Below are 22,888 nucleotides of genomic sequence, written 5' to 3' on the forward strand. Positions count from 1 at the left end.
TGCGTTCTGCAACGAAGGGTCGTGCATCCTTCACCATGCAGTTCCATCACTACGAGGCTGTTCCTCGTAACGTTGCTGAAGAAATCATGGCAAAGTCCGCCTGATTTTTTCACCTCGGTGAGACATCTGACCCCCCCAGAGCAATCTGGCGGGGTTTTTTGTTGCTATATTTTATAAAGACGCCCAATACCGCTGCCTGAAACGCAAGCGTCTGTTATCGCAGCTCTTTCTACGAATAATTTTCCGCAAGCAGAGTGTTTCTCGTCTTGTCAGGTTTTCTTCTGAGAATGTTAGCACTCAGGAGCGCCAGCTTTTACTGGGTTCTGATGGTGTCGCTCTTAATCTGACGCAGGCTGTCTCAACGTTGTCGTCTAGACCAAATGTTCGCTTGAAAAGGGCACCCCAGCGATCGAGCCGTAGCGTGTATGCGAGTTTTCAATCAGACGCCTCGCCAGAGCTTTTGTTCAGATAGGCTAGCCTGCTGACTCATAAAAAAGCGACGAAAGGTTGCCCCTTCGTCGCCTTTTCTAAAAACGCTAGAGATCAGTGCAGATTGTCTGTCCGGCGGATAAACGCTGCGACATTGTCATGAAGCTGCTGCAGGGCTGCCGGGTCTACGTAGACCATGTGTCCGGACGAATACTGAGCGTATTCGATGTTCTTCTGAAGACTGGTAGCCATCGGAAGATGCTTCATCTCGTAGATACCTTCATAGTAAGGCGTCGCGAGATCGTAGTAGCCACCGTTCAGCATCACATGCAGGTTTGGGTTCGTCTTGATTGCCATGGCAAGGTCGCTCATGACATTGGGAACGCCCTTGGGCTGGTAGCCGTGTCCTGGCTGGGTGTGTTTGTTGTCCCAGTTCCCTTCAGGATTAAAGAGGCGGTAGGTTTCGTCTGTGCCGTACTTCAGAGTGTTCCGGACATAGTCATTGAAGACCGAAACATAAGCAGAACTGATAGCGCTGGACTGCGGATCGTAATCCGCTTCCTTCGTCATCGGATCAAGCGTCGGGCTGGAATACCGCGTATCGAGGCGACCTGTTGCCATTCCCGTTGCAGCCTGAAGCTGCTGTTCGAACTGGCCGCCGTTCACGCGGAGATCAGAGCGCAGAATATAGTCCACCGGCAGGCCAGTGTATGTGTGGAGCTTCTCTGCGATGGCCTGACGCTCGCTTTCCGGCAGGTCTGCTCCCTGACGGAGCGCAACGGTATAATCCGTCACAGCAAAATGCTCGACTTCCTTCAGGAAGGCCTTCAGGTCCGGGTGCTGCTGTGGCAGGCAATGATGATACCACGCCGTCGCAGCATAGGTGGGTAGAGCGAGAACATACGGGTCATCAACGCCAGGATTAAACTGCGGCGCATCGGCGCTGTTGTCGTAATTCAGGATCTGGGAGAGCAGGATGACACCATTGAAATCGATGTTCTCTTCCTGCTCCAGATCATTGATGACGACTGCGGAGCGCATGGTGCCGTAGCTTTCGCCAAACAGGTATTTGGGCGAATTGTAGCGGTGGTACTTTGCAAGAAACTTCGAGATGAAGTGGGTGAACGCTTCTCCGTCACCATCGACACCAAGGAACTCCTTGGCTGCATCCTTGCCCGCAATACGCGAGAAGCCGGTTCCCGGAGCATCGACAAACACAACGTCAGACACGTCCAGTAGAGACTGGGGATTGTTGATGAGAGCGTAAGGCGCGGCGGGAAGATGCTGGTCACCGGGTGTGTTGACGCGGCGTGGCCCGAACGTGCCCATATGGACCCAGACAGACGCCGACCCCGGCCCGCCGTTATACAGGAAGGTAATGGGACGTTTCGCGGATGGAACGCCATCCTTGAAGTAGGCGGTATAGAACATCGACGCGACAGGCGGGTTCTTGTCGCTGTCGTCTTTGCCGGCTTCCACCTTGATGCCGCGCTTGGTCAGAACCTCATTGGAATCATTGTATTCTGACCCGTGCACGAGAATGGTCCCGGCAACAGCCTGATAAGGAATGGTCGAGCCATCCACGACTACCGTGCCGCGTGTAACGCTGTCGGCATTGGGGGCAGGAGTGTCCTTGGCGGGTTCAGCGGCAAGAGCGGGTGTTACCATCATGGCAACACCCAGGAAGAGAGCCTTGCGAAGCATTCAGAAGGGCCTTGTGTTAAGTGTTCTGCCCTTCTCTAAACGCATAGCTGACTTGCAGACAAGCCAGATGTTATAATGTTTCGTTCTTAACCGAATGCACGGTTCGTATGCATGATCGCCACGCCGATTTCCCGTAGCAGGTTGAACGAGCGTTCCAATGGCTGGAAAATTTCCCGGTGCTCCCGGGCAAAGCCACTTTCTTCACCTGCGTCGCCCGGCTCGCCGAAGTCCAGATTGGCCACGCTCGGGCCAGAGACCGGGAAGAGGTCATCCAGCAGATGCAGAGAGCGCGGGATATCCAGACACAGGATCAGGTTGGTGATGGAATCACGTGTCAGGCTATTGCGCGGGCCAAAATAGGGAATGCGCGTAGATAGAACCCACAGGCGATCAATCAGTGCAAAGCGGATGGCGTGCAGCAGCTTTTCGCGGGGCTCCATATGCGGTGCATCGGGCCACGCAGCACGCAGGGCAATATGATCCGTCTGGATACGGCGGAACATTGCCGGTGCGCTCGTCCAGAAGCGTAGGACTTCCAATCCATGGGAAATGGTCAGGAAATTCTGACGCTCTTCTTCGTCCTGCGCCTTGGAGGCCCGATCCAGCCAAGTCCCCGGATCAAGCTGACGGATTGTTGCGCGCAGGACTTCCAGATCGGAGTGAGCCAAGGCCTGTCGGGCAAAGTCCATAGCTTCGCGAAAACGGGGAGAACTGGTGACAAACTGCTCGAATGTTTCCGGATGACGCTGCGCCGCACTTCCAAGTCCATGCAGCACATTGGCCCACCAGCCAAGCTGCTGAAGGATGGCATTGTTCGGGATGGCGCGTAGCTGACTTGGATGCGTGATGCGCGTCACTGTAGCGGCGTCAGACTGACGTGCAGAGGGACGGGAGCCTGTCTTGTCGATCAGGGATGGTCCGAAAGCACTCAATAGTGCTGCATATCCCGGATCGTTGACCAGAGCGCCCATGTCCAGCGCGATGGTCGAAAAGAAGTCTGCTGCAAAATCCGGGCGTTCATAGACTGGATCATTCACGCTCGTCGGAACGTGCGCCACATGCTCGGCCAATGTTGCAATCGTGGAGGCTGCAATGCTTCCTGTTCCGAACAATGTATAGCCGTCACCACCCTGAAATGCGGTTTCTACACGGCAGCCGACGCCTGCATTCTGGAATGCAATCCGCGTTCTTGCCGGAGAAAAATAGTCCAGACGCTGACGAAGACTGAAAGGATGGGCGCCGCGGCCGATGCTTTCGCCATGGGTGTCGAACAGTGTGAGGGCAACGTCCCCGAGATCATGTTCTTTCAAGAGGTCCAGCGTCCGCATCCGTAGCCGCTCAACCAGATTCGTGGCGGCTAACTGCCCGACATATCGACCCGAGTCCGAATAACCGAACTGGAGGGATAGTCTGCCATTCGCTCGCAGATAATCCCGCCAGTGTGGGGAGCGGAACGCTTCCTCAAGGATGGTCTCTCCGTTTTCGAGTGCGCTTTCCGTCTCGAAAAGAGGAGAAATTTCGATCTGATGATCCTGAATACCGAACAGGCGGGCGAGCCACAGCGTGGCCAGCAGTGTGTATCCGCTTTCTGTCTCGGCAATGAGGAAGCGGATGGGGGAGCCGGTATCGATGTGTTTGAGAATCTGCGCCATCGTCATCATCAGGCGCGCGGCTGATGCGGGCTCGACGAGCAGAGAGCCAAAATCAACATGGCGCGCTGTCAGATCATCGAGGGCATCGTTGATTCGAGACAGCAGCACGCGACGGCGGGACGGAAGAGCCGGGTCGTCCGTCAGACCGAGGCGCGTTCTGGCAACGTTATAGATCTGAGCCGCATTCAGTCGAGTGTGGATATGCGCAATACCAAGCCCGTGGCTCATGAACCCAGCCCGGAGCGTGCGCAGTCGCAGGGCATCTGACGCTTCCAGTCCCGATGCGGCGTCCCGGAAGAAGGGCTGAAGCTCTTTCGCGTCCAACAGTGCTTTTTCGCGGTGCGCGATCAGGGTCTGTGCAAAGTCGCGGATGTCTTCGGGGGTAGCACTTTTGCTTCTCGGACATGCAGCATGTTGTGTCCGAACTGCTTCCATGGCGCGGCGAACACGCATTGCCAATGACGTATCCTGAAGGCGGAGTTCAGTCAGGCCCGATTCAAGGCGCTCAAGCTGGGCAAGTTTGAGTTCCAGACGGATGCGAATTGTATCCCACCATCCAATGTCATTGCGCCCGTCTGTATCAAAACCGACCCAGCTTGCGAGAATGACGGGTGAGGGATCCACATGATCCGCCTCGTTCGCCCACCGGGATGTCATTTTTTCAATGAGAGATGTCGTAAGCTCATCAAGGGCATCGCGGCCACGCAAAACGGCAGCCAGGGCGAGGGACTGCTCATCGGCAAGTGTTGGCGGTGCCGACCGGCGATGTGTTGTCAGGCATGGGAGAGGCGCTTCCGGATTGGAGGCCCGTTCGGCCATGAGCGCATAGACGTGGTCAGCCAGAGCAAATGTCGGGTGAGCTGTAAAGACAGCAGCAATTGCCGGTTTGGTCAGGGCTTCCGGCGACGGTGCCTGCTCGACCAGTTTGGCAGCAACCTGCTTCAGACGCTCTGTCGGGTCCGCATCTTCAAGGCCGACATATTGGCGAAGATGAGCGGCACGCTGCGAAAAATATTCGTCCCGCAATGTTCGAACTGTGTGTTCCAGCTCCTCGATTTTCTCACCTTTGCCGATGGACAGTTCATCACCAATGGAGGCAATCAGATCACTAAGACCGTTGCGTTCCTGTGTCAGGCGCGTGGTCATGGCGTCGATGCGGTCGGAAAGGGATGTGTCGTGCCGGGAGGCGCAGTCAGACATCGGGAGCAGTCTCGCTTCTGCGGGAGGTAAATTGAAAACGGGCAAGTTATGTTCCATGCCCGGCCTGTAAGCGCAACCTTGTTGCGGACGCGACAGTGCGTCCGGATGATGCTATCGGAGGCTTCATGCATCCGGATATGAAGAAAGATGTCAGTCAGGCCATTCCGCAGAAGGGATCTTCGCCAACAAGATTGGCCGGAGGCCTTCTGATCGGCATGGGCGCGGTTGCCACAGGCACGACCTATCTCGCGGCCAGACATTTCCACGACGATAGCCTGGCGTTAGGCGTACTCCGGGCAGGCTCACGAGCAGGCGTTGTTGGAGGCTTGGCAGACTGGTTTGCAGTGACGGCCCTGTTCCGACATCCGATGGGGCTTCCTATTCCTCATACGGCTATCCTTCCCAGACAGAAGGTGCGGCTAGGGCAGGCGCTAGGCCGGTTTGTGTCCGGTCAGTTCTTTACGGATGCCGACGTTCATCGGGCCCTCTCCAAGATTGATCTGCCAGGTCTGATTGCGGACGCTCTCAGCGAGCCATCTACCCGACAGACACTTGTCGCCACGCTGCGCGCCAGTATCCCCAGCCTGTTTGATCGCCTTGAGGACGGTCGGGCGAGTGCTGCTCTATCGCGCGCGCTGCCGGTCCTGCTCAATGGTGAGGAAATCGCGCCACTCGTCTCTCGCGCCATGAAGGCGATGGTGGACAGTGAGATGCATCAGGAAGTGCTTTCCTTCCTTCTGGCAAAGCTCAAGGCCACGGTCGCTGCCAAGGAAGGTGATCTGAGGCAGTTCGTCGAGGAACGGGTGCGTGAGCAGGGGGGACGCTTCCTCGGCTGGGCCATTGGAGGATCGGTTGCCAATCGGGTTCTGACTGCTCTTCAGGCAGAAATTGAACGGATCGATCCGATGGACTCGGATATTCGGCATGGCTTCACGACGTGGGTGCGGGCTGAAATCGATCGGATGGAAACGGATCCGGATCGCCGACAGGATCTGACGCGAGCGATTGGCTCGGTTCTGACGCATTCCAGCCTGAAGGCCTGGAGCGGCGAACTCTGGGAGCGCGTCCGCCGGATGGCAGAAGAGGATTGCGCAAAAGAGGACGGTTGGAGTGCCTCTGTTCTGGATACGGCAATTAGCGGCCTGGCAACGTCCATGCGTGAAAATGATCCGCTGAGAGAGCGCATCAATACGACCGTGGAGCGCATGGTCTCGAAGCTGCTTCCTGGCGTCAGAGACAAGCTCTCCGGGTTCATCGCCAACGTCATGGCAGGATGGGATGGCGATGACCTTGCGCGCCGTCTGGAAGCACGTGTAGGGCGGGATCTGGCCTATATTCGCGTTAACGGGACTGTCGTCGGGTTTTTGGCTGGAGCTGGCCTTGATCTGATCTCCCGCCTGTTTTTCGGTGTCTGAAGAGGTTATAACTCCGTTTAAGACATCACAAACTTCTTGACCTTTGTGACAGCATGGGTCATCTGGAACCTAATCAGGACTTCATAAGTCTTGAATGAATGTAATGTGAGTGTGCAAGCTATGCTGAGGCTCTCCAAACTAGCCGATTATGCCACCGTCCTCCTTGTCCACCTCGGACAGCACGAGGGTCTGGCAACAGCCGCCGCGCTGGCAGGAGAGACCGGAGTACCCGAGCCAACCGTTGCAAAGCTGCTTAAGGGTTTGGCTTCGAGCGGACTCGTCATCTCTCATCGAGGGGCCCGTGGCGGTTATCGGCTGGCAGGTGCGCTGGAAGAAATTACGATCGCCACGGTTATTGCTGTTGTTGATGGTCCGATTTCGATTACAGCCTGCTGCGACGGTCGGGAGTGCGAACATAGCTCCCTATGTGGCCTTTCGGGGCAATGGGACATGGTGAATGACGCCATTCTCCGAACGCTCAACAGTATTACGCTTGCGGATATGGACCGACATTCCGTTCTACATAGCGGGAAGGAGCCCAAGGAGCCTTCTCTCGACACTACCGGCGCCGGGCCAGTCCCCGTGGCTGATCCGGTCAACTGAGGACACCAAATCATGCCAGCTGTGACGGAGACCCGCGAGACAGTCGAAAAGCTCGCGAAGTCCAGTTACGAGTGGGGCTTCGAGACTGATATCGAAATGGATATCGCTCCCAAGGGCCTGAATGAAGATACGGTTCGCCTGATCTCGGAGCGTAAGAGAGAGCCTGAGTGGATGCTGGAATGGCGTCTCAAGGCTTTCCGTATGTGGCTGGAAATGAAAGAGCCTGAATGGGCCAAAGTCAGCCATCCTCCGATTGATTATCAGGATGCGCATTACTTCGCTCAGCCCAAGAAGAAGCCTGGCCCGAAAAGTCTGGATGAAGTCGATCCCGAACTTCTCAAAACCTATGCCAAGCTAGGCATTCCGCTGCATGAGCAGGCGTTGCTGGCTGGTGTTGAAGGTGCTGAAGATCAGAAGCGTCTTCCTGTTGCCGTTGACGCTGTTTTTGACAGCGTGTCGGTTGCGACAACCTTTCGTAAGACGCTTGAAGAGGCCGGTGTCATCTTCTGCCCGATTTCGGATGCCATTCGCGAACATCCGGATCTCGTAAAGCAGTATCTTGGTTCGGTTGTACCAGCCGCTGACAATTTCTTTGCGGCATTGAATTCCGCCGTTTTTACAGACGGATCGTTTGTGTTTGTTCCAAAGGGTGTGCGTTGCCCGATGGAACTCTCCACATACTTCCGGATCAATGCCCGCAATACCGGCCAGTTCGAGCGGACCCTGATTATCGTCGAAGATGGCGCGAGCGTCTCTTATCTGGAGGGGTGTACGGCTCCTCAAAGAGATGAAAACCAGCTTCATGCGGCGGTTGTCGAACTAATTGCGATGGATGATGCCTCCATCAAGTACTCTACGGTGCAGAACTGGTATCCGGGAGACGATGAAGGCCGTGGTGGCATTTATAACTTCGTGACGAAGCGCGGAGCCTGTCGCGGTGCACGGTCCAAGATTTCTTGGACGCAGGTTGAAACCGGTTCTGCAATTACGTGGAAATATCCGTCCTGCGTTTTGGCAGGCGAGGGCTCGGTTGGCGAATTCTACTCCGTTGCTGTGACCAATAATCACCAGCAGGCGGATACGGGTACAAAAATGATTCATCTGGCGCCGAATACGCGCTCGACCATCATTGCCAAGACCATTTCGGCCGGCCGCTCTGACAGCACATATCGTGGTCTTGTTCGTATGCAGCCGAAGGCACGCAATGCGCGCAATTTCACGCAGTGCGACAGTCTTCTGATTGGTGATCAGTGTGGTGCACATACGGTTCCGTATATCGAGAGCCGCAACATGACCGCGCGTATCGAGCACGAAGCAACGACGTCTAAAATCTCCGAAGACCAGCTCTTCTACTGTCGCTCTCGCGGGCTTTCTGAAGAAGACGCAGTTGGTTTGATTGTTAACGGATTTTGCCGCGAGGTGCTCAAGGAGCTGCCAATGGAATTCGCGGTCGAGGCTCAGAAGCTACTCCAGGTCAGCCTCGAAGGAAGTGTGGGTTAAGACATGAATGATTTTCTCAAGATCCAGGGCCTCGAAGCACGCATTGATGCCGATGGGACGCCAAAGGAAATCCTGAAAGGGATCGACCTTGAAATTCCAAAGGGCGAAATTCATGCCATCATGGGCCCGAATGGCTCCGGCAAATCTACGCTCTCCTATGTCCTTTCCGGCCGCGATGACTACGAAGTAACAGGCGGAAGCGCGACCTTTAAAGGTCAGGATCTTCTGGCTCTGGACCCTGAAGAGCGTGCGGCTCTGGGCGTGTTTCTCGCATTCCAGTCTCCCGTCGAGCTGCCGGGCGTCAATAACGCCAATTTCCTGCGGACAGCCGTAAATGCTGTCCGCCGTGCGCGTGGTGACGACGAACTGGACGCTGTTGCTTTCCTGAAGGCCGTTCGGGCTGAGACCAAGCGTCTGTCCATGTCTGACGAAATGCTCAAGCGTGCTGTTAATGTCGGCTTCTCCGGCGGTGAGAAGAAGCGCAATGAAGTGCTCCAGATGCGCTTGCTGCAGCCCTCTTTCGCTATTCTCGACGAGACAGACAGTGGTCTGGATATTGATGCCCTGCGTATCGTTGCAGATGGCGTGAATTCTCTTCGTGGGCCTGACTTCTCAGCACTCGTCATCACACATCATCAGCGTCTGCTCGATTACATCGTTCCTGACCGCGTGCATGTCATGGCCAAAGGCAAGATCATCTATAGTGGTGGTCCGGAAGTGGCGAAGACGCTTGAGAAGCAGGGCTACACCCAGTTCCTTGAGGCTGCAGCGTGAGTACAGGGACAGCAGTTCAGTCGTCTCCAGCCCTGAGCGCTTTTGTCGGGCGTGCAGCGGGACATGGCTCTGTGCTGGCTGAGCGCGGGATTCCCACGCGGCGTGTTGAGGCATGGCGATATACGCCCCTGCGGGCCTTTACGGAAACGGTGTGGAACGAAGCGCCTGCATTGTCGGATCACGACGTGCAGTCGCTGTTGGATGCGCTGGCGTTGCCAGAGGCGGAAAGCCGTGCGGTTTTCGCGAATGGGTTGGAGGCTGTGTCTCAAACACGCCTTTCGGAAAATCTTGTTCGTTCGCAGGGTGAAGCCGTTGACCCGTTAGAGGACCGCTTTTCGGCTATTCTCAACGCAGCCCTGCGTCAGGATGGTTTGTCCATTCGCGTGCCTGCGGGCGTTGCTGCTGGAACGCTGGTCCTCGTTTCCCTCACCTCAGGGAACGCCATTTCTACACATCTGCGCCATCAGATTGTTCTGGAAGACGGTGCATCTTTGACGGTGTTCGATGTTAACGCAGGGGACGGTCAGTATGTGACCAACCCGCGGTTTGACATTGTAGTGGGAAAAAATGCCCAGCTGAATCACGTCAAACTGCAGCGTGAGGGCGCGGACGCGGGGCATCTTGCTCTTGTTTATGCATCCGTGGACGCGAACGGAAACTACGACAGCTTTACCCTGAATCAGGGTAGTGAGCTGGCGCGGCACGAAGTTGTTGCGACGCTGACCCAAGCCCATGCACAGGTCCATGTGAACGGAATTCAGATCGTGGATGGCACGCGCCTGAACGACCTGACGTCCATGATTCATCATGCAGCGCCTGATTGTGGATCGCGCCAAACGGTTAAGACTGTGCTCTCCGAGAGCGGACAGGGCGTGTTCCAAGGCAAGATTCTCGTCGATCGTGTTGCCCAGAAGACTGACGGCTATCAGATGAATCAGGCGCTTCTTCTGTCAGAGAAGGCGCAGATTAACAGTAAGCCTGAGCTGGAAATTTACGCGGATGACGTGAAGTGCAGCCATGGCGCGACTGTAGGGGCGCTGGATGATGAGCAGCTTTTCTATCTGCGCTCTCGTGGTGTGCCAGAAGCAGAAGCGCGCGCTATTCTCGTTCAGGCCTTCCTTCTGGATGCACTTGATCTCGTAACAGACGAGACCCTGCGCGACGTACTGATCCGGAGCATCACAGCATGACGCCGGCCGTACGCGCGCAGTTTCCGATCCTGTCTGAGCAGGTGCATGGTCGTCCGCTTGTCTTTCTCGACAGCGCCGCTTCAGCCCAGAAGCCGGAATGCGTGATCGAAGCTATGCGCGATGCGGCGTATCATCAGTACGCCAACATTCATCGCGGCTTGCACTGGATGAGTGAGCGGACAACAGAAGCTTACGAACGTACGCGTGATGCTGTCGCAGGGCTCATTAATGCGCCAGACCGCCATGAAGTTGTCTTCACGCGAAACAGTACAGAGGCCATCAATCTGGTGGCGCATAGTCTTGGCTCACTGATGAAGCCAGGGCAGGCGGTTCTGATTTCTGAACTGGAGCATCACGCCAATATTGTCCCATGGCTCATGCTGCGGGACCGGATTGGTATCGAACTCCGTGTAGCCCCAATGGATGAGAGTGGTGACATCGATCTTGAGGCGTATGAAACGCTTCTGGACGACGGCAATGTCGCTCTCGTGTCCATTACGCATATGTCGAATGTGCTGGGGACCGTCACACCTGCCAAAAAACTGGCAGAAATTGCCCATGCCCATGGCGCGCGCATTCTGTTTGATGGGTCGCAGTCTGTCGTACATCGGAAAATCGATGTGCAGGATATCGGAGCAGATTTTTTTACCTTCACTGGCCATAAGCTTTATGGGCCAACAGGTATCGGCGTACTCTGGGGGAAGCGGGAGCTTCTAGATGCCATGCCACCATTCCTGGGTGGCGGCGAGATGATCCAGAATGTCTCTTTCGAGCGTGCGACATGGGCAACTGTCCCTCATAAATTCGAAGCGGGAACCCCTGCCATTCTGGAAACGATTGGTCTGGGGGCGGCTGTTAAGTTCGTGGAGGGGATTGGCTACGACGCCATCTCTCGTCACGAAACAGCCTTGACCACATATGCCGAGCAGCGTCTGGGCGAGGTTGAGGGGCTTAAAGTTCTTGGGTCTCCCCAGGTTCGCGGTGGTGTTCTGTCCTTCGTGATGGACGGCGCTCATCCCCATGACCTGGCTACTTTGCTGGATCAGTTGGGAATTGCGATCCGTGCTGGTCAGCATTGTGCGGAGCCGCTTGTCCGTCGTCTCGGTGTGCATGCGACGGCACGCGCCAGTTTCGGTATTTACACGACACAGGATGAGATTGACGTCCTGATTACAGGCCTTGAACGGGCACGGAAGATGCTCACATGAGTGATGCCATGACCGAACACCACCCCATTGATGAGAGCACTCCCGTAACAGGTGAGAACACTGGCCCGGACCAGGACGCTGTTATAGCGGCCATTGCGACCGTTTATGACCCGGAAATTCCGGTAAACATTTATGAGCTGGGTCTGATCTACGCGATTGACCTGCATGATGACGGCCGGGTCAACGTGGAAATGACCCTGACGGCTCCCAATTGTCCGAGTGCTCAGGAACTGCCGGAAATGGTGCGTGACGCCATTCTGAAAGTGCCAAATGTGACGAATGCCACTGTGGAAATCGTATGGGATCCGCCGTGGGACATGAGCCGCATGAGTGATGATGCGCGTCTTGCGCTTAATATGTTCTGATCTGAGGGGCAAAAGTCATGTCTGAAACCCTGACACGTCGACCACTTCCCGCTCTGATGTCTGTGTCTGATCGTGCAGCTGAGAGGTTGCGCGTTCTCTATGCCGGCGCTCATCAGGGACAACTTTTACGCATTGGTGTTGGTACGCGAGGCTGCTCAGGCCTGTCTTACGAAATGACTTTTGTGGATGAGCCAGCCGTAACGGACGAGCGCGTAGAAGACCAAGGTGTGACCCTGCTTGTTGATCGCAAGGCCACACTTTTTCTGACGGGAACAGTCATGGACTACGAGATCAAGGATCTCGAAGCCGGATTTACCTTCAGGAATCCAAATGAGAAGGGACGTTGTGGCTGCGGCGAGAGTTTTCACGTTTGATCCGTTTAGGATCACGTGAAAATACCAGAACCGTTTCCACTTCTGTGGACCAGAGGAACTGGTCCACAATTGTCCAGTTCAGGACTGAATAGCCTGCCTCTTTTAATGCGCGGCTATCTTTTTCCAACGCAGCAGGATTACAGCTCACATACACGATGTCTTTAACGCCAGATTTGGCGAGTGGCATTGTCTGTGCACCAGCACCAGCATACGGCGGATCAAGAACGACAGCTCGCGTTGACTTCAGATCCTGAGGCAGAAGAGGCTGACGCATAAGATCACGATGGAATCCGTCCACCCGTCGACCGCCTGCTGCGGCCTTTAAGCAAGTTGCAGCAGCAAGATCGCCTTCATACGCTATTACGCGGCCTTTTTCCGACATGGGGAATGTCAGAGTACCGCAGCCTGCGAAAAGCTCGACTGTGATATCTTTTTTGTTGAGTGGCGGAAGCCCATCAACAACAGCCTGTACAATGGCATTTTCCGCGTCGTCAGTCGCCTGAAGAAAGGCTGCAGGAGGCGGAGTAATTTCCACGCTTCCAAATGCTTCCTTGACTGCTCGCGTCTGTGAGACCGTTTCAATAGAACGGTCTTTCGGGTTTTGCCATGAAATCCGCGGCAATCCGTGTTGCCTCCCGAAGGCGGCAAGCTTCGTGCGATCAGCGGTGGTCAATTCAGCTGGCGTCGAAAGCGTCAGGTCTGGCCCACTATCCAAAAGATTGAGGACTAAGCCTCCACGGCCGGTCAACGCACCCAGAGAAGACAGGACCTCACGAAGTGGCTTCAGCAAAGCAAAAAGGGTCGGGTGCAGGACATGACACTCCGTCATATCCACCGGATCGCCGTTGCGTCGATGAAGCCCGAGGATAACGCCACCTGGAATACGCTGGATCGCGAGGTCCATGCGTCGGCGCGTGTATGACGGGGTTTGATAACGCTGCGGAACAGGAAGATCGTCAAAGCCTGCTGCGGTGAGAGCTTCAGCGACTCGCGTTGTCTTCCAGTCCAGCAGCGCAGGCAATGACATCTGTTGAATCGCGCAGCCACCGCATTCGCCAAAGAGAGTGCACGGAGGTGCAACTCTATCTGACGACGGAGCCGTAATTTCAATCAGTTCAGGACGCGTACCAGAAAAGCGGGCTAGCACTTCCTCTCCTGGCAACGTGCCAGGAATAAAAAGAACATGCCCGTCGTGATGAGCCACGCCATCAGCCGCAGCGCCTAAACCTTCAATCCGGAGGGGAAAAGCTCCGGTCCCAGGGTTATTCATCACCGTAATGACGAGCATCGTGCTGAACGGGAAGGGTCAGGTCTGTTTCGGCTGCCACCGACAGTCTGTGTCGCCGAGGCACCAGCATGAATGCAGGTGTATCCCCACCAAAGCCTGTCTTCGGCGCATCGTTTTCAAAGGCAGGGGCAAGTTCAACGGATTGGCGATCATGAGGAGCAGGCTGCGCAACGGGTGTTGCAACAGGCTGAGGCGCGTTTGCCACCTGTATCTCGTCACGATCCGTACGATTGCGCTTGCGGCCTCCGCGTCGGCGCTTGTTACGGCGCTGTCCTTCCGATTCGTCCTCAATGCTGGATTCTTCGGAAGTCTGCGATGGGAGTGCCTGCTTGGGTGTCTGAATCAGACGACCATTTTCGTCTTCCTGAGCCCAGTCAACGGACTGTATTCCGGCGAATTCCAGACGGGGAATAACCTTCCCTGTCAGGGTTTCAATCGCGTCCAAGAGACGGCGGTCACGCGGTCCAGCAATGCTGAAGGCATGACCATGCTTGCCGGCACGACCAGTGCGTCCGATGCGATGCACATAGTCTTCCGCATTGAACGGCAGATCAAAATTGAAAACATGCGACAGACCGCCGATGTCAATTCCACGCCCGGCAACGTCAGAGCAGACCAGAATCTTCAGCTCGCCAGACTTGAAGCTATCAAGCGTCGAAAAGCGTAAAGACTGCGCCAGATCGCCATGCAGATGGCCTGCGGCGAATCCATGCTTCGTCAGATAACGCTGGAGCATATCGACGTCGCGCTTGCGGTTACAGAACACAATGGCGTTCTGAACATTCTGCGCCTGAAGCAGCTTACGCAGTGCCCGGCGCTTCTCGTCTTCTTCGACGATAATCAGACCTTCTTCAATCGTGGTCGCGACAGAAGATGGACGGGAGACCGTGATCTGTACCGGATTTCTCAAGAACGCATCTGCAAGGCGGCGAATTTCCGGCGCCATAGTGGCGGAAAAGAAAAGCGTCTGGCGATTTGCGGGCAGCAGGCTGACGATTTTTTCAATATCGGGAATAAATCCCATATCGAGCATACGGTCAGCTTCGTCGATAACCAACGTGCTTGTCTGCGTCAGTAGCAGGCCGCCGCGTCCGAATAGATCGAGAAGACGTCCCGGAGTCGCAATCAGGACATCCACACCGCGGTTCAGAACTTCGCGTTGTTCGGCCATGCTTTCACCGCCGATTAGCAGTGCATGGGTCAGGCGTAAGTGCTTGCCGTAAAGCTTGAAATTATCTGCAACCTGGAGGGCCAGCTCACGTGTCGGCTCAAGAATGAGCGAACGCGGCATTCTGGCCCGAGCGCGAGAACCAGACAGCTTCTCGATCATCGGAAGCGTGAAGGATGCTGTTTTTCCCGTTCCGGTTTGAGCCACACCCAGAACGTCGTGCCCATTTAGAACTTCAGGAATAGCCTGAGCCTGAATAGGAGTCGGATGCTCGTAACCGAGTTCCTGAATGGCGCGCATGATGGCGTCAGAAAGGCCCAGATCAGCAAAACGCGGACGGTCTTCTGAGGTCTCAACTGCGACTACAACTTCAGCTTGTGCCGGTTCAGCTTTAATCTCAGCCGTCACTTCCGGAATGGCTGGCGCAGTTACCGGAGCTTCAGCCTCGGGCCGAACCTTCCGGGGGCGTCCACGACGAGCTGGAGCTTTCGCTGGAGCCTCTGCTGCCTCTACCGGAGGAGCAACTGCAGGATGTGCTTCGGCTTCTGCTGGTTCAGGTGCGGACACCTCGGCTGCGACAGCAGCTTTGGGTTTACGCCCGCGACGTGGCTTCGGTGTCTCTGCGGGCTCCACGACTTCAGGTGTAGCGTCAGCAGCAACGACTTTCGGTTTGCGCCCGCGCTTTTTGGGAGCAGGCGCTGCGACTTCTTCAGCGACAGCGTCACTCACAACCTTCGGCTTACGACCGCGGCGCTTGGGCGCAGGAGTTTCAGTGACTTCCGGGGCAAGAGCTTCGACGAACTCGGTTGTTTCCGGAGCTGGCTTGCGTGCCTTGCGGCGAGGAGCGCTTACAGTATCGGTATCAACCGTCTCGCTCTTGGTGCGGCGGCCACGACGTACTGGGGCAACTTCAGCAGTTTCTGGTGCGCTTTCCTCTTCGGAGATTGCGACTGCCTTCGTACGCCGACGAGAAGGTGTTGCGACCTTGGCAACGGCTTCTGTCTCTGTCTTTTGAGCTGCGGAACGACGACCGCGAGGCTTCTTTTCAGCTACGACCGGCTCAGGAGTAGCCGAATCGGCATCTTCCGTTTCGATCGGGGAATTCTTGATTGCCTTCGCACGGCTGCCTACGGGGCGTCCGCGTTTTGCAGGGGCAGAGGTACGGGGCTTGGAAGGACCGGAGGTCGTTTTCGCGCTCAAATGACTCTCGAGACTCTCGTTGACGGTACAGACCTGACGGAATGGACCGGAGTTGAGGGCGGGCACATGTCCCGCAACTTTAAAGTGGTGCGTTATCGGCTAAACGCTGGAATGGCAAGCGATACAGCCCATGAAGCGCCATATCGCTACCACAATCACATGCCGTGCGCCATGGCTGCAATCAGAATGTTCACAAGACCAAGGCCAGCCATGAGAACCATACGGTTTCTGAGAGTGTCAAAAACAGCAGGCTGAGGGCGCATGGCCCGACGGGCTCGCAGGAATGGCCCGCGAACTGTCGTTATGAAAACCACCGCCATGGCAATGCCGATCAGTTGCATGGCATTGATGGTCCAGTTCACGGCAGCAAAGCCGCCTTCATGGAAAACAAGTGCCCAGCCGCTCACCAAGGAAAAAGGCACAACCTGCCAAAGGCCTTTGAAAAAACGTGTGTAGTTCTGCAAAAGAACCGACGAGCGTGGTCCAGGGTCGAGCAGGCCAACTGTGGAGCGGACAACCAGGGCGGAGTAGATCGATCCGCCAATCCAGTATGTCATGCACAGAAGATGGATTGCGAGCACTAGGCTCCAGAGAAGTGAACCCGTCATTGATCCTCGTCATGGTCAGGTGGGTGAAGGAAGAGCAGGGAGATATCCCTGATGTATCGGCCGGAGGTTACCCGAGGGGAATGTCCAAAGGCCATAGGGAACGCGGATGTCGCCTGCGCTTTCTGTAAGCATACCCGCGAATCAGGAGAAAACAGAGTTATGCCTCCATACCCTCTTGCGCTGCTGACACCTGAGGAGAGCGACATGATGGATCATGCCGCTTCTGCCGTCGTTCCTGTTGCGCAACTTATGGAAAATGCGGGATGGGCCGTTGCTCGGGCCATTCGCAAGCGGTTTCAGAAATGTCGCGTGGCCGTTGTTTGCGGGCCGGGTAACAACGGTGGCGACGGCTACGTCGTGGCCCGTCTTCTGGCGCGATGGGGATGGTCGGTCCGAGTGGTTGCGATGGGTGTTCCCAAAGAGGGTGGCCCGGCATTTGTCGCTGCGTCAGGATGGTCTGGTCCTGTACTGCCATTCGAAGGAGCGTCTCTGGAAGGAGCAGACCTGCTGGTTGATGCTGTTTTTGGATCCGGGTTGAAGCGTCCAGTCAGTGACGACGTAGCTGCAGTGCTGGCAGCTGTTCCTCGACGCGTGGCGATCGATATGCCGAGTGGCGTATCCGGAGAAACTGGAGAAGTGCTCGGTCAGGCACAGAGTTGCGCGTTGACGGTCACATTTGTGAGGCCGCGGCCAGGTCATTTTCTGGAGCCTGGGCGAGGGTTGTGCGGGGAGCTGGTCTGCGCCGATATTGGTATGCCTGAGCAGGCATGGAGTGGCCTGACGCCAAAAATAAGCTTCAATTGGCCGGGGCTTTGGGATCTGCCGGTCTCCGGAGAGGGAGACTATAAATATCGACGCGGCGTTGTGAGTGTCTGTGGCGGCGCTGTTATGCCGGGCGCCACAAGGCTGGCAGCACGAGCTGCAAGGCGGACAGGCGCTGGGCTTGTCCGCATCGCAGCCCGAAAAGTTGCAGAAGCTTATCGACTCGGCGACCCGGGACTAATCATTGATGACCAGCCTATTGGCTCCCTGCTGGAAGATTTGCGACGGAAGGTTTGGGTCTGCGGACCCGGCCTGACTCCTGAAGAGGTTTCTGAAGTTCTCCCTGCGCTATTGGCCGCAAAAAAAACGGTTCTTGCGGATGCAGGTGCTTTGGCGTGGGGAGCGGAAGACCTTTCTCGTCTGAAAGGTGTGGCGGCTGTCACGCCGCATATCGGCGAATTCAAAAAGCTGTTTGGTCCTGTAACTGGAAGTCGATCTGAAGCCGCCCTGAATGCCGCGCGTGAGCTGAATGCCGTGATGGTCATGAAGGGTTCAGATACGATCATAGCTGCGCCAGACGGGCGCATTGCAATCAACGCGCACGCCACATCAGCGCTCGCTACTGCAGGGTCTGGCGATACACTGACGGGTGTGATTGGGACTTTGATGGCTGCGGGAATGGAGACCTGGGAGGCGTGTTGCGCGGGTGTCTGGCTGCATGGTGAGGCAGGAATACAGGCATCCCGTGATCACGGTGGGTGGCCCGTCGCAGAGGATCTGGATCTTCCCCTGGGGGAGGCTCGGAGCGTCGCGACAGAGCTTTCAAAGGCGGATTTAAGCAAAAACCCGATGGCCGCCCTGTTGTGAAGTGGCGTTTCATGCGCTAAAGGCCGCGCTTCCAAGGTTCGGTAACACGAACCCCGGAGACGGGGCTGAGCGGGCGTGGTGGAATTGGTAGACACGCCAGATTTAGGTTCTGGTGGCGCAAGTCGTGGGGGTTCAAGTCCCTCCGCCCGTACCAACCCGGTTTCCTGAGAAGAGATTTTAACATACCCGACCGAGAGGATCGCCTGGCTCATGCAGGTTACGCCCACGCTCAACGAAGGACTTAAGCGCGCCTTCACTGTCGTTGTCCCGTCTGCGGACCTGCAGGCTCGTCGCGCCGCCCGACTCGCAGAAGTTGCACGCACGATCAAGCTTCCGGGTTTCCGTCCGGGCAAGGTGCCGGCATCTCTCGTCAAGCAGCGTCATGGCGCAGCCGTGAATGCGGAACTGATGGAAGAAGTTGTTAACGACACGGTTGGCAAGCTTCTCCAGGAACAGGACGTCCGTGCGGCTATGCAGCCGAAGGTCGAACTGGTTTCTGCTCCGGACTCTGATGGCGATCTGGAATTCAAGATCGAAGTTGAAGTTCTGCCGGAAATTGCAGTTCCTGATCTGTCTGGTCTGAAGCTGACGCGTCTGACCTCCAAGGTTGACGAAGAAGTCGTGAACAAGGCTCTGGCTGACCTCGCCCGTCGCAGCCGCAAATTTGACGCCATTGAAGAAGATCGCGCTGCCGTAAAGGGTGACGTGGTCTGCGTTGACTTCGTTGGTAAGCATGATGGCACGCCGTTTGACGGTGGCACGGCTGAAGACGTGAACGTCGAAATCGGCGGTGAAGGCTTCATTCCGGGTTTTGCCGAGCAGATGGAAGGCATGAAGGCCGGGGAAGAGCGCGTTATCAACGTGACGTTCCCGGAAGACTATCAGGCTGAAGAACTGGCCGGTAAGGCTGTGACGTTCGACATCAAGGCGAAGTCCCTGAAGAAGCCTGTTGATCCGGAAATTAACGATGATCTGGCCAAGGACATTGGTCTTGAGAGCATCGAGCAGATCCGCTCCCTGATCACGGAGCAGGCTGAAGGCGAGTACAAGCAGCTTTCCCGTCTGCGCATCAAGCGCGAGCTTCTGGACGCCCTGTCTGAGAAGACCGACTTTGAAGCCCCGCAGAGCATGGTTGACGCCGAGTTCGGTCAGATCTGGACCCGCGTCGAGCAGGATCGCGAAGCTGGTCGCATGGACGAGGAAGATGCAGGCAAGGACGAAGAGACCCTGCGTGCAGATTACCGTCGTATTGCAGAGCGCCGCGTGAAGCTGGGTCTGCTGCTGGCTGAAATTGGTCGCAAGCAGGAAATTCAGGTGTCCCGCGAGGAACTGCTGGGTGCGATGCAGCAGGAAGCTCAGCGTTACCCGGGTCAGGAAAAGATGGTTTTCGAGTTCTTCTCCAAGAACCCGCAGGCTGTTGAAGGGCTTCGTGGCCCGATCCTGGAAAACAAGGTTGTCGACTATCTGATCGAGCTGGCTGACGTCACCGAAAAGGAAGTCACACCTGAAGAACTCGCAGAAATCCCGCCTGCCGAGCTCTGAGAGTACTGACGTAAGAAGGACGGGCACTCTCAGGAGTGCCCGTTTTGCTGTCTGCTCCCTTTGACGGAACGCTCTCTCGGGTCCATGTTAGAGAGAACAGACAGCCCATCGGGCATTGAGGAACAGACAGTATGACCATTGGGGACCGCGATCCCGTCGAGGTGTTCAACAACTCTCTGGTGCCGATGGTGGTCGAACAGACTGCCCGCGGAGAGCGAGCTTTCGACATTTTTTCACGCCTCCTTCAGGAGCGTATCATCTTCCTGACCGGCCCGGTTTACGATCAGGTGTCATCCTTGATCAGCGCTCAGCTTCTGTATCTTGAGAGCGTCAATCCGACCAAGGAAATTTCGTTCTACATCAACAGCCCTGGCGGTGTCGTTTCCGCTGGTCTCGCGATTTATGACACGATGCAGTACATTCGTTGCCCTGTTAGCACTGTCTGCATTGGTCAGGCTGCGTCCATGGGGTCGCTGCTCTTGGCTGGTGGCGAGAAGGGGCATCGTTACTGCCTGCCGAATGCGCGCGTGATGGTGCATCAGCCATCTGGTGGAGCACAGGGTCAGGCGTCCGATATTGAGATTCAGGCTCGTGAGATCCTGTTGATCCGTCAGCGCCTGAACGAGATCTATCGTGAGCACACAGGGCAGACGCTTGAAGAGATCGAGCGCAAGCTCGAGCGTGATAGCTATCTGTCTGCTGAAGAAGCGAAAGAATTCGGTCTGATTGACGCTGTTGTGCGACGTCACCCCAACGTGGCAGCCAGTCAGGATTGAGTTTGTTTGAAGTGACAGGGGAGAAGGTTGCTCCCCTTGGAAAGAAAAAGCGGCATACCGATATGCCGCTTTTCATGTCTTGGAGCCCAGGGCTTCGGGGTTGCCGAAGGCTGAGACCTCGGCCTAGAGTTTTAAGTGCTTCCGCATGTCTGCTGCCGAAAAGTGGTCGGTGCGTGCGTGAGGGGAAAGAGGAACAGCGATGAGCAACAAATCCGGCGATTCCAAAAACACCCTGTATTGCTCGTTCTGTGGGAAATCCCAGCACGAAGTGCGCAAGCTGATCGCTGGCCCGACAGTTTTCATCTGTGATGAATGCGTTGAGTTGTGCATGGACATCATTCGCGAGGAGCATAAAACGCATCTCGTGAAGTCCCGAGACGGTGTTCCGACGCCAAAAGAAATCTGCAAGGTTCTGGACGATTACGTCATTGGTCAGTTCGAGGCCAAGCGCGCGCTTTCTGTGGCCGTTCATAACCACTACAAGCGTCTGGCCCATGCTCAGAAGAGCAATGACATCGAGATCGCGAAGTCGAACATTCTTCTGATTGGCCCGACCGGAACAGGCAAGACGCTGCTGGCTCAGACGCTGGCTCGTATTCTCGATGTGCCGTTTACCATGGCTGATGCCACGACGCTGACCGAAGCCGGTTATGTGGGCGAGGACGTTGAAAACATCATCCTGAAGCTTCTTCAGGCATCAGACTATAACGTTGAGCGTGCGCAGCGTGGCATCGTCTACATCGATGAAATCGATAAGATTTCTCGTAAGTCCGATAACCCCTCCATCACGCGTGATGTGTCGGGCGAAGGTGTACAGCAGGCACTGCTCAAGCTGATGGAAGGGACCGTTGCGTCCGTTCCGCCGCAGGGTGGCCGCAAGCATCCTCAGCAGGAGTTCCTGCAGGTGGATACGACGAACATGCTGTTCATCTGCGGTGGTGCATTTGCGGGTCTGGACAAGATCATTGCAGCGCGTGGGAAAGGCTCGGGTATCGGTTTTGGGGCAGATGTGCGTTCTGAAGACGAGCGTCGTCTGGGAGCAATCCTTCAGACCGTCGAACCTGAAGATCTTCTCAAATTTGGGCTGATTCCAGAGTTCATTGGTCGTCTGCCTGTCATCGCGGCCCTGAATGATCTGGATGAAGCTGCTTTGATCCAGATTTTGAGCAAGCCCAAGAATGCGTTGACCAAGCAGTATGCGCGTCTCTTCGAAATGGAAGGCGTCAAGCTGACATTCACGGAAGACGCACTTTCAGCCATCGCCAAGCGTGCCATCGAACGTAAGACAGGTGCACGTGGCCTTCGGTCGATCATGGAGAATATTCTTCTGGGAACAATGTTCGATCTTCCCGGGCTGGACAGCGTTGAGGAAGTCGTCATCAATCGTGAAGTGGCAGAAAGCAAAGCCAACCCTGTGTATGTGTATGGGAAAGGCAAAAGCGAGCCGGCTGAGCAGTCTGCCTAAGAGTGTTGAAGGGGCCGTCTTGTCAGACGGCCTTTTCGTTCCGACATTCTGGATAGATGCTGTCTGAATTCGTGCCTTTTCTGCATGAAGAGACATCACGGTGTTCGCGCTGCCAGGCAGGCGGGGGCCGTGGGATCGTCCCTATGGAGATCAAGTGAATGACTGACGATACCAAGCCTAAAACGCGCCGTCGCACAAAGAAGGTGGACGACGCTGCTGTTGTAGAAAAGAAGCCTGCCCGCAAGCCGCGAGCCAAAGCTGCCGCTCCAGTAGAGGCTGTGCCTGAGGTCGCTCCGGCTCCGCGTCCGGATGTTATGGCTGTTCTGCCGCTGCGGAACATTGTTGTGTTTCCACACATGATTGTTCCGCTGTTCGTCGGCCGGGAAAAGTCTGTTAAGGCGCTGGAAACGGTCACGCGTGACAGCAAGCAGATCCTGCTTGTTGCGCAGAAAGATGTTTCGCAGGATGACCCTTCTGCTGACGACATTTACCGTTACGGCACGGTTTCCACCATTCTTCAGCTGCTGAAGCTGCCGGACGGCACCGTTAAGGTTCTGGTCGAAGGAACCCGTCGTGTTCAGATCACACGTCTGTTCGATGTGGACGGTCACTTCGAAGCTGAAGTGAAAGAAATTGCAGAGGAGCCTTTGTCGGCTACTCCTGGCAGCGATCTGGAAGCTCTGGGCCGCTCAACGGTTTCCCAGTTCGAGCAGTATATCAAGCTCAACAAGAAGATCCCGCCTGAAGTCATGGTCTCGATCAACCAGATCGAGGATCTGTCAAAGCTCGCGGACACAA

The 22,888-nt window shown here is 56.0% G+C and carries 19 protein-coding genes and 1 tRNA gene; 15 read left to right on the plus strand and 5 right to left on the minus strand.

Annotated elements, in window-relative coordinates; translation table 11 throughout:
• Positions 1 to 104 (plus strand): hypothetical protein (locus ABF979_RS12070; RefSeq protein WP_415560079.1); only part of this gene is annotated, 104 nt, incomplete at its 5' end.
• Positions 105 to 543: 439 nt separating this feature from the next.
• Here the strand turns inward: ABF979_RS12070 and ABF979_RS12075 are convergent.
• On the minus strand, positions 544 to 2,133 hold the full coding sequence (locus tag ABF979_RS12075; protein WP_202207331.1) for a S10 family peptidase: 1,590 nt from the start codon (positions 2,131 to 2,133) through the stop codon (positions 544 to 546).
• 86 nt (positions 2,134 to 2,219) lie between these two features.
• Positions 2,220 to 4,985 carry a phosphoenolpyruvate carboxylase gene (locus ABF979_RS12080; RefSeq protein WP_415560062.1) on the minus strand — a complete coding sequence of 922 codons (2,766 nt, stop codon included), beginning with the start codon at positions 4,983 to 4,985 and terminating at the stop codon, positions 2,220 to 2,222.
• Positions 4,986 to 5,080: 95 nt separating this feature from the next.
• Between ABF979_RS12080 and ABF979_RS12085 the strand changes: the two genes are divergently transcribed.
• From ABF979_RS12085 to ABF979_RS12120, 8 genes are all read left to right on the plus strand, one after another.
• Entirely contained in the window at positions 5,081 to 6,400 is a 1,320-nt protein-coding gene (locus tag ABF979_RS12085; RefSeq protein ID WP_415560064.1) for a DUF445 domain-containing protein, read from the plus strand.
• 120 nt (positions 6,401 to 6,520) lie between these two features.
• Positions 6,521 to 7,003 (plus strand): SUF system Fe-S cluster assembly regulator, encoded by a 483-nt coding sequence (locus ABF979_RS12090; protein ID WP_046902051.1) that lies wholly within the window; start codon positions 6,521 to 6,523, stop codon positions 7,001 to 7,003.
• Positions 7,004 to 7,015: 12 nt separating this feature from the next.
• Positions 7,016 to 8,503: a Fe-S cluster assembly protein SufB gene (gene sufB / locus ABF979_RS12095; RefSeq protein WP_046901415.1), complete on the plus strand. Its 1,488-nt coding sequence runs from the start codon at positions 7,016 to 7,018 to the stop codon at positions 8,501 to 8,503.
• A 3-nt stretch (positions 8,504 to 8,506) separates the two neighbouring features.
• The gene (gene sufC / locus ABF979_RS12100; RefSeq protein WP_415560066.1) at positions 8,507 to 9,277 is read left to right on the plus strand and encodes a Fe-S cluster assembly ATPase SufC; all 771 of its coding nucleotides are present in this window, start codon (positions 8,507 to 8,509) and stop codon (positions 9,275 to 9,277) included.
• The gene (gene sufD, locus ABF979_RS12105; RefSeq protein WP_415560068.1) at positions 9,274 to 10,467 is read left to right on the plus strand and encodes a Fe-S cluster assembly protein SufD; all 1,194 of its coding nucleotides are present in this window, start codon (positions 9,274 to 9,276) and stop codon (positions 10,465 to 10,467) included. Before sufC ends, sufD begins: the two co-directional genes overlap by 4 nt.
• Positions 10,464 to 11,675, plus strand: a complete 1,212-nt coding sequence (locus ABF979_RS12110; RefSeq protein ID WP_415560070.1) for an aminotransferase class V-fold PLP-dependent enzyme — start codon at positions 10,464 to 10,466, stop codon at positions 11,673 to 11,675. Before sufD ends, ABF979_RS12110 begins: the two co-directional genes overlap by 4 nt.
• A complete protein-coding gene (locus ABF979_RS12115; protein WP_415560072.1) occupies positions 11,672 to 12,040 on the plus strand; it encodes an SUF system Fe-S cluster assembly protein in 369 nt (122 codons plus the stop codon). Before ABF979_RS12110 ends, ABF979_RS12115 begins: the two co-directional genes overlap by 4 nt.
• Positions 12,041 to 12,057: 17 nt before the next feature.
• The gene (locus ABF979_RS12120; protein ID WP_046901420.1) at positions 12,058 to 12,414 is read left to right on the plus strand and encodes a HesB/IscA family protein; all 357 of its coding nucleotides are present in this window, start codon (positions 12,058 to 12,060) and stop codon (positions 12,412 to 12,414) included.
• Here ABF979_RS12120 and ABF979_RS12125 read toward each other — a convergent pair.
• The 3 genes from ABF979_RS12125 to ABF979_RS12135 form a co-directional block, all read right to left on the minus strand.
• Complete coding sequence (locus ABF979_RS12125) at positions 12,359 to 13,684, minus strand: class I SAM-dependent RNA methyltransferase (protein ID WP_415560080.1); 1,326 nt, start codon at positions 13,682 to 13,684, stop codon at positions 12,359 to 12,361. The two genes, ABF979_RS12120 and ABF979_RS12125, sit on opposite strands and share 56 nt — an antisense overlap.
• Positions 13,677 to 16,070: a DEAD/DEAH box helicase gene (locus tag ABF979_RS12130; protein ID WP_415560073.1), complete on the minus strand. Its 2,394-nt coding sequence runs from the start codon at positions 16,068 to 16,070 to the stop codon at positions 13,677 to 13,679. Before ABF979_RS12130 ends, ABF979_RS12125 begins: the two co-directional genes overlap by 8 nt.
• Positions 16,071 to 16,225: 155 nt before the next feature.
• Positions 16,226 to 16,678 (minus strand): hypothetical protein, encoded by a 453-nt coding sequence (locus ABF979_RS12135; RefSeq protein WP_046901422.1) that lies wholly within the window; start codon positions 16,676 to 16,678, stop codon positions 16,226 to 16,228.
• Between the two features lie 159 nt (positions 16,679 to 16,837).
• Here ABF979_RS12135 and ABF979_RS12140 point away from each other — a divergent pair, with 159 nt between their 5' ends.
• From ABF979_RS12140 to ABF979_RS12165, 6 genes are all read left to right on the plus strand, one after another.
• Entirely contained in the window at positions 16,838 to 18,307 is a 1,470-nt protein-coding gene (locus ABF979_RS12140; protein WP_415560075.1) for an NAD(P)H-hydrate dehydratase, read from the plus strand.
• A gap of 69 nt (positions 18,308 to 18,376) precedes the next feature.
• Positions 18,377 to 18,461, plus strand: a tRNA-Leu gene (locus tag ABF979_RS12145).
• 56 nt (positions 18,462 to 18,517) lie between these two features.
• Positions 18,518 to 19,849 (plus strand): trigger factor, encoded by a 1,332-nt coding sequence (gene tig / locus ABF979_RS12150; protein WP_202207338.1) that lies wholly within the window; start codon positions 18,518 to 18,520, stop codon positions 19,847 to 19,849.
• 131 nt (positions 19,850 to 19,980) lie between these two features.
• Positions 19,981 to 20,625 carry an ATP-dependent Clp protease proteolytic subunit gene (locus ABF979_RS12155; RefSeq protein WP_046901425.1) on the plus strand — a complete coding sequence of 215 codons (645 nt, stop codon included), beginning with the start codon at positions 19,981 to 19,983 and terminating at the stop codon, positions 20,623 to 20,625.
• Between the two features lie 199 nt (positions 20,626 to 20,824).
• On the plus strand, positions 20,825 to 22,090 hold the full coding sequence (clpX, locus tag ABF979_RS12160; protein WP_202207339.1) for an ATP-dependent Clp protease ATP-binding subunit ClpX: 1,266 nt from the start codon (positions 20,825 to 20,827) through the stop codon (positions 22,088 to 22,090).
• Positions 22,091 to 22,248: 158 nt separating this feature from the next.
• Positions 22,249 to 22,888, plus strand: a 640-nt coding sequence (locus ABF979_RS12165; RefSeq protein ID WP_415560077.1) for an LON peptidase substrate-binding domain-containing protein, incomplete at its 3' end; no start/stop codon positions are given.

This window comes from Gluconobacter sp. (genome assembly GCF_047723935.1).
In the GTDB taxonomy this organism is placed as follows: Bacteria; Pseudomonadota; Alphaproteobacteria; order Acetobacterales; family Acetobacteraceae; genus Gluconobacter.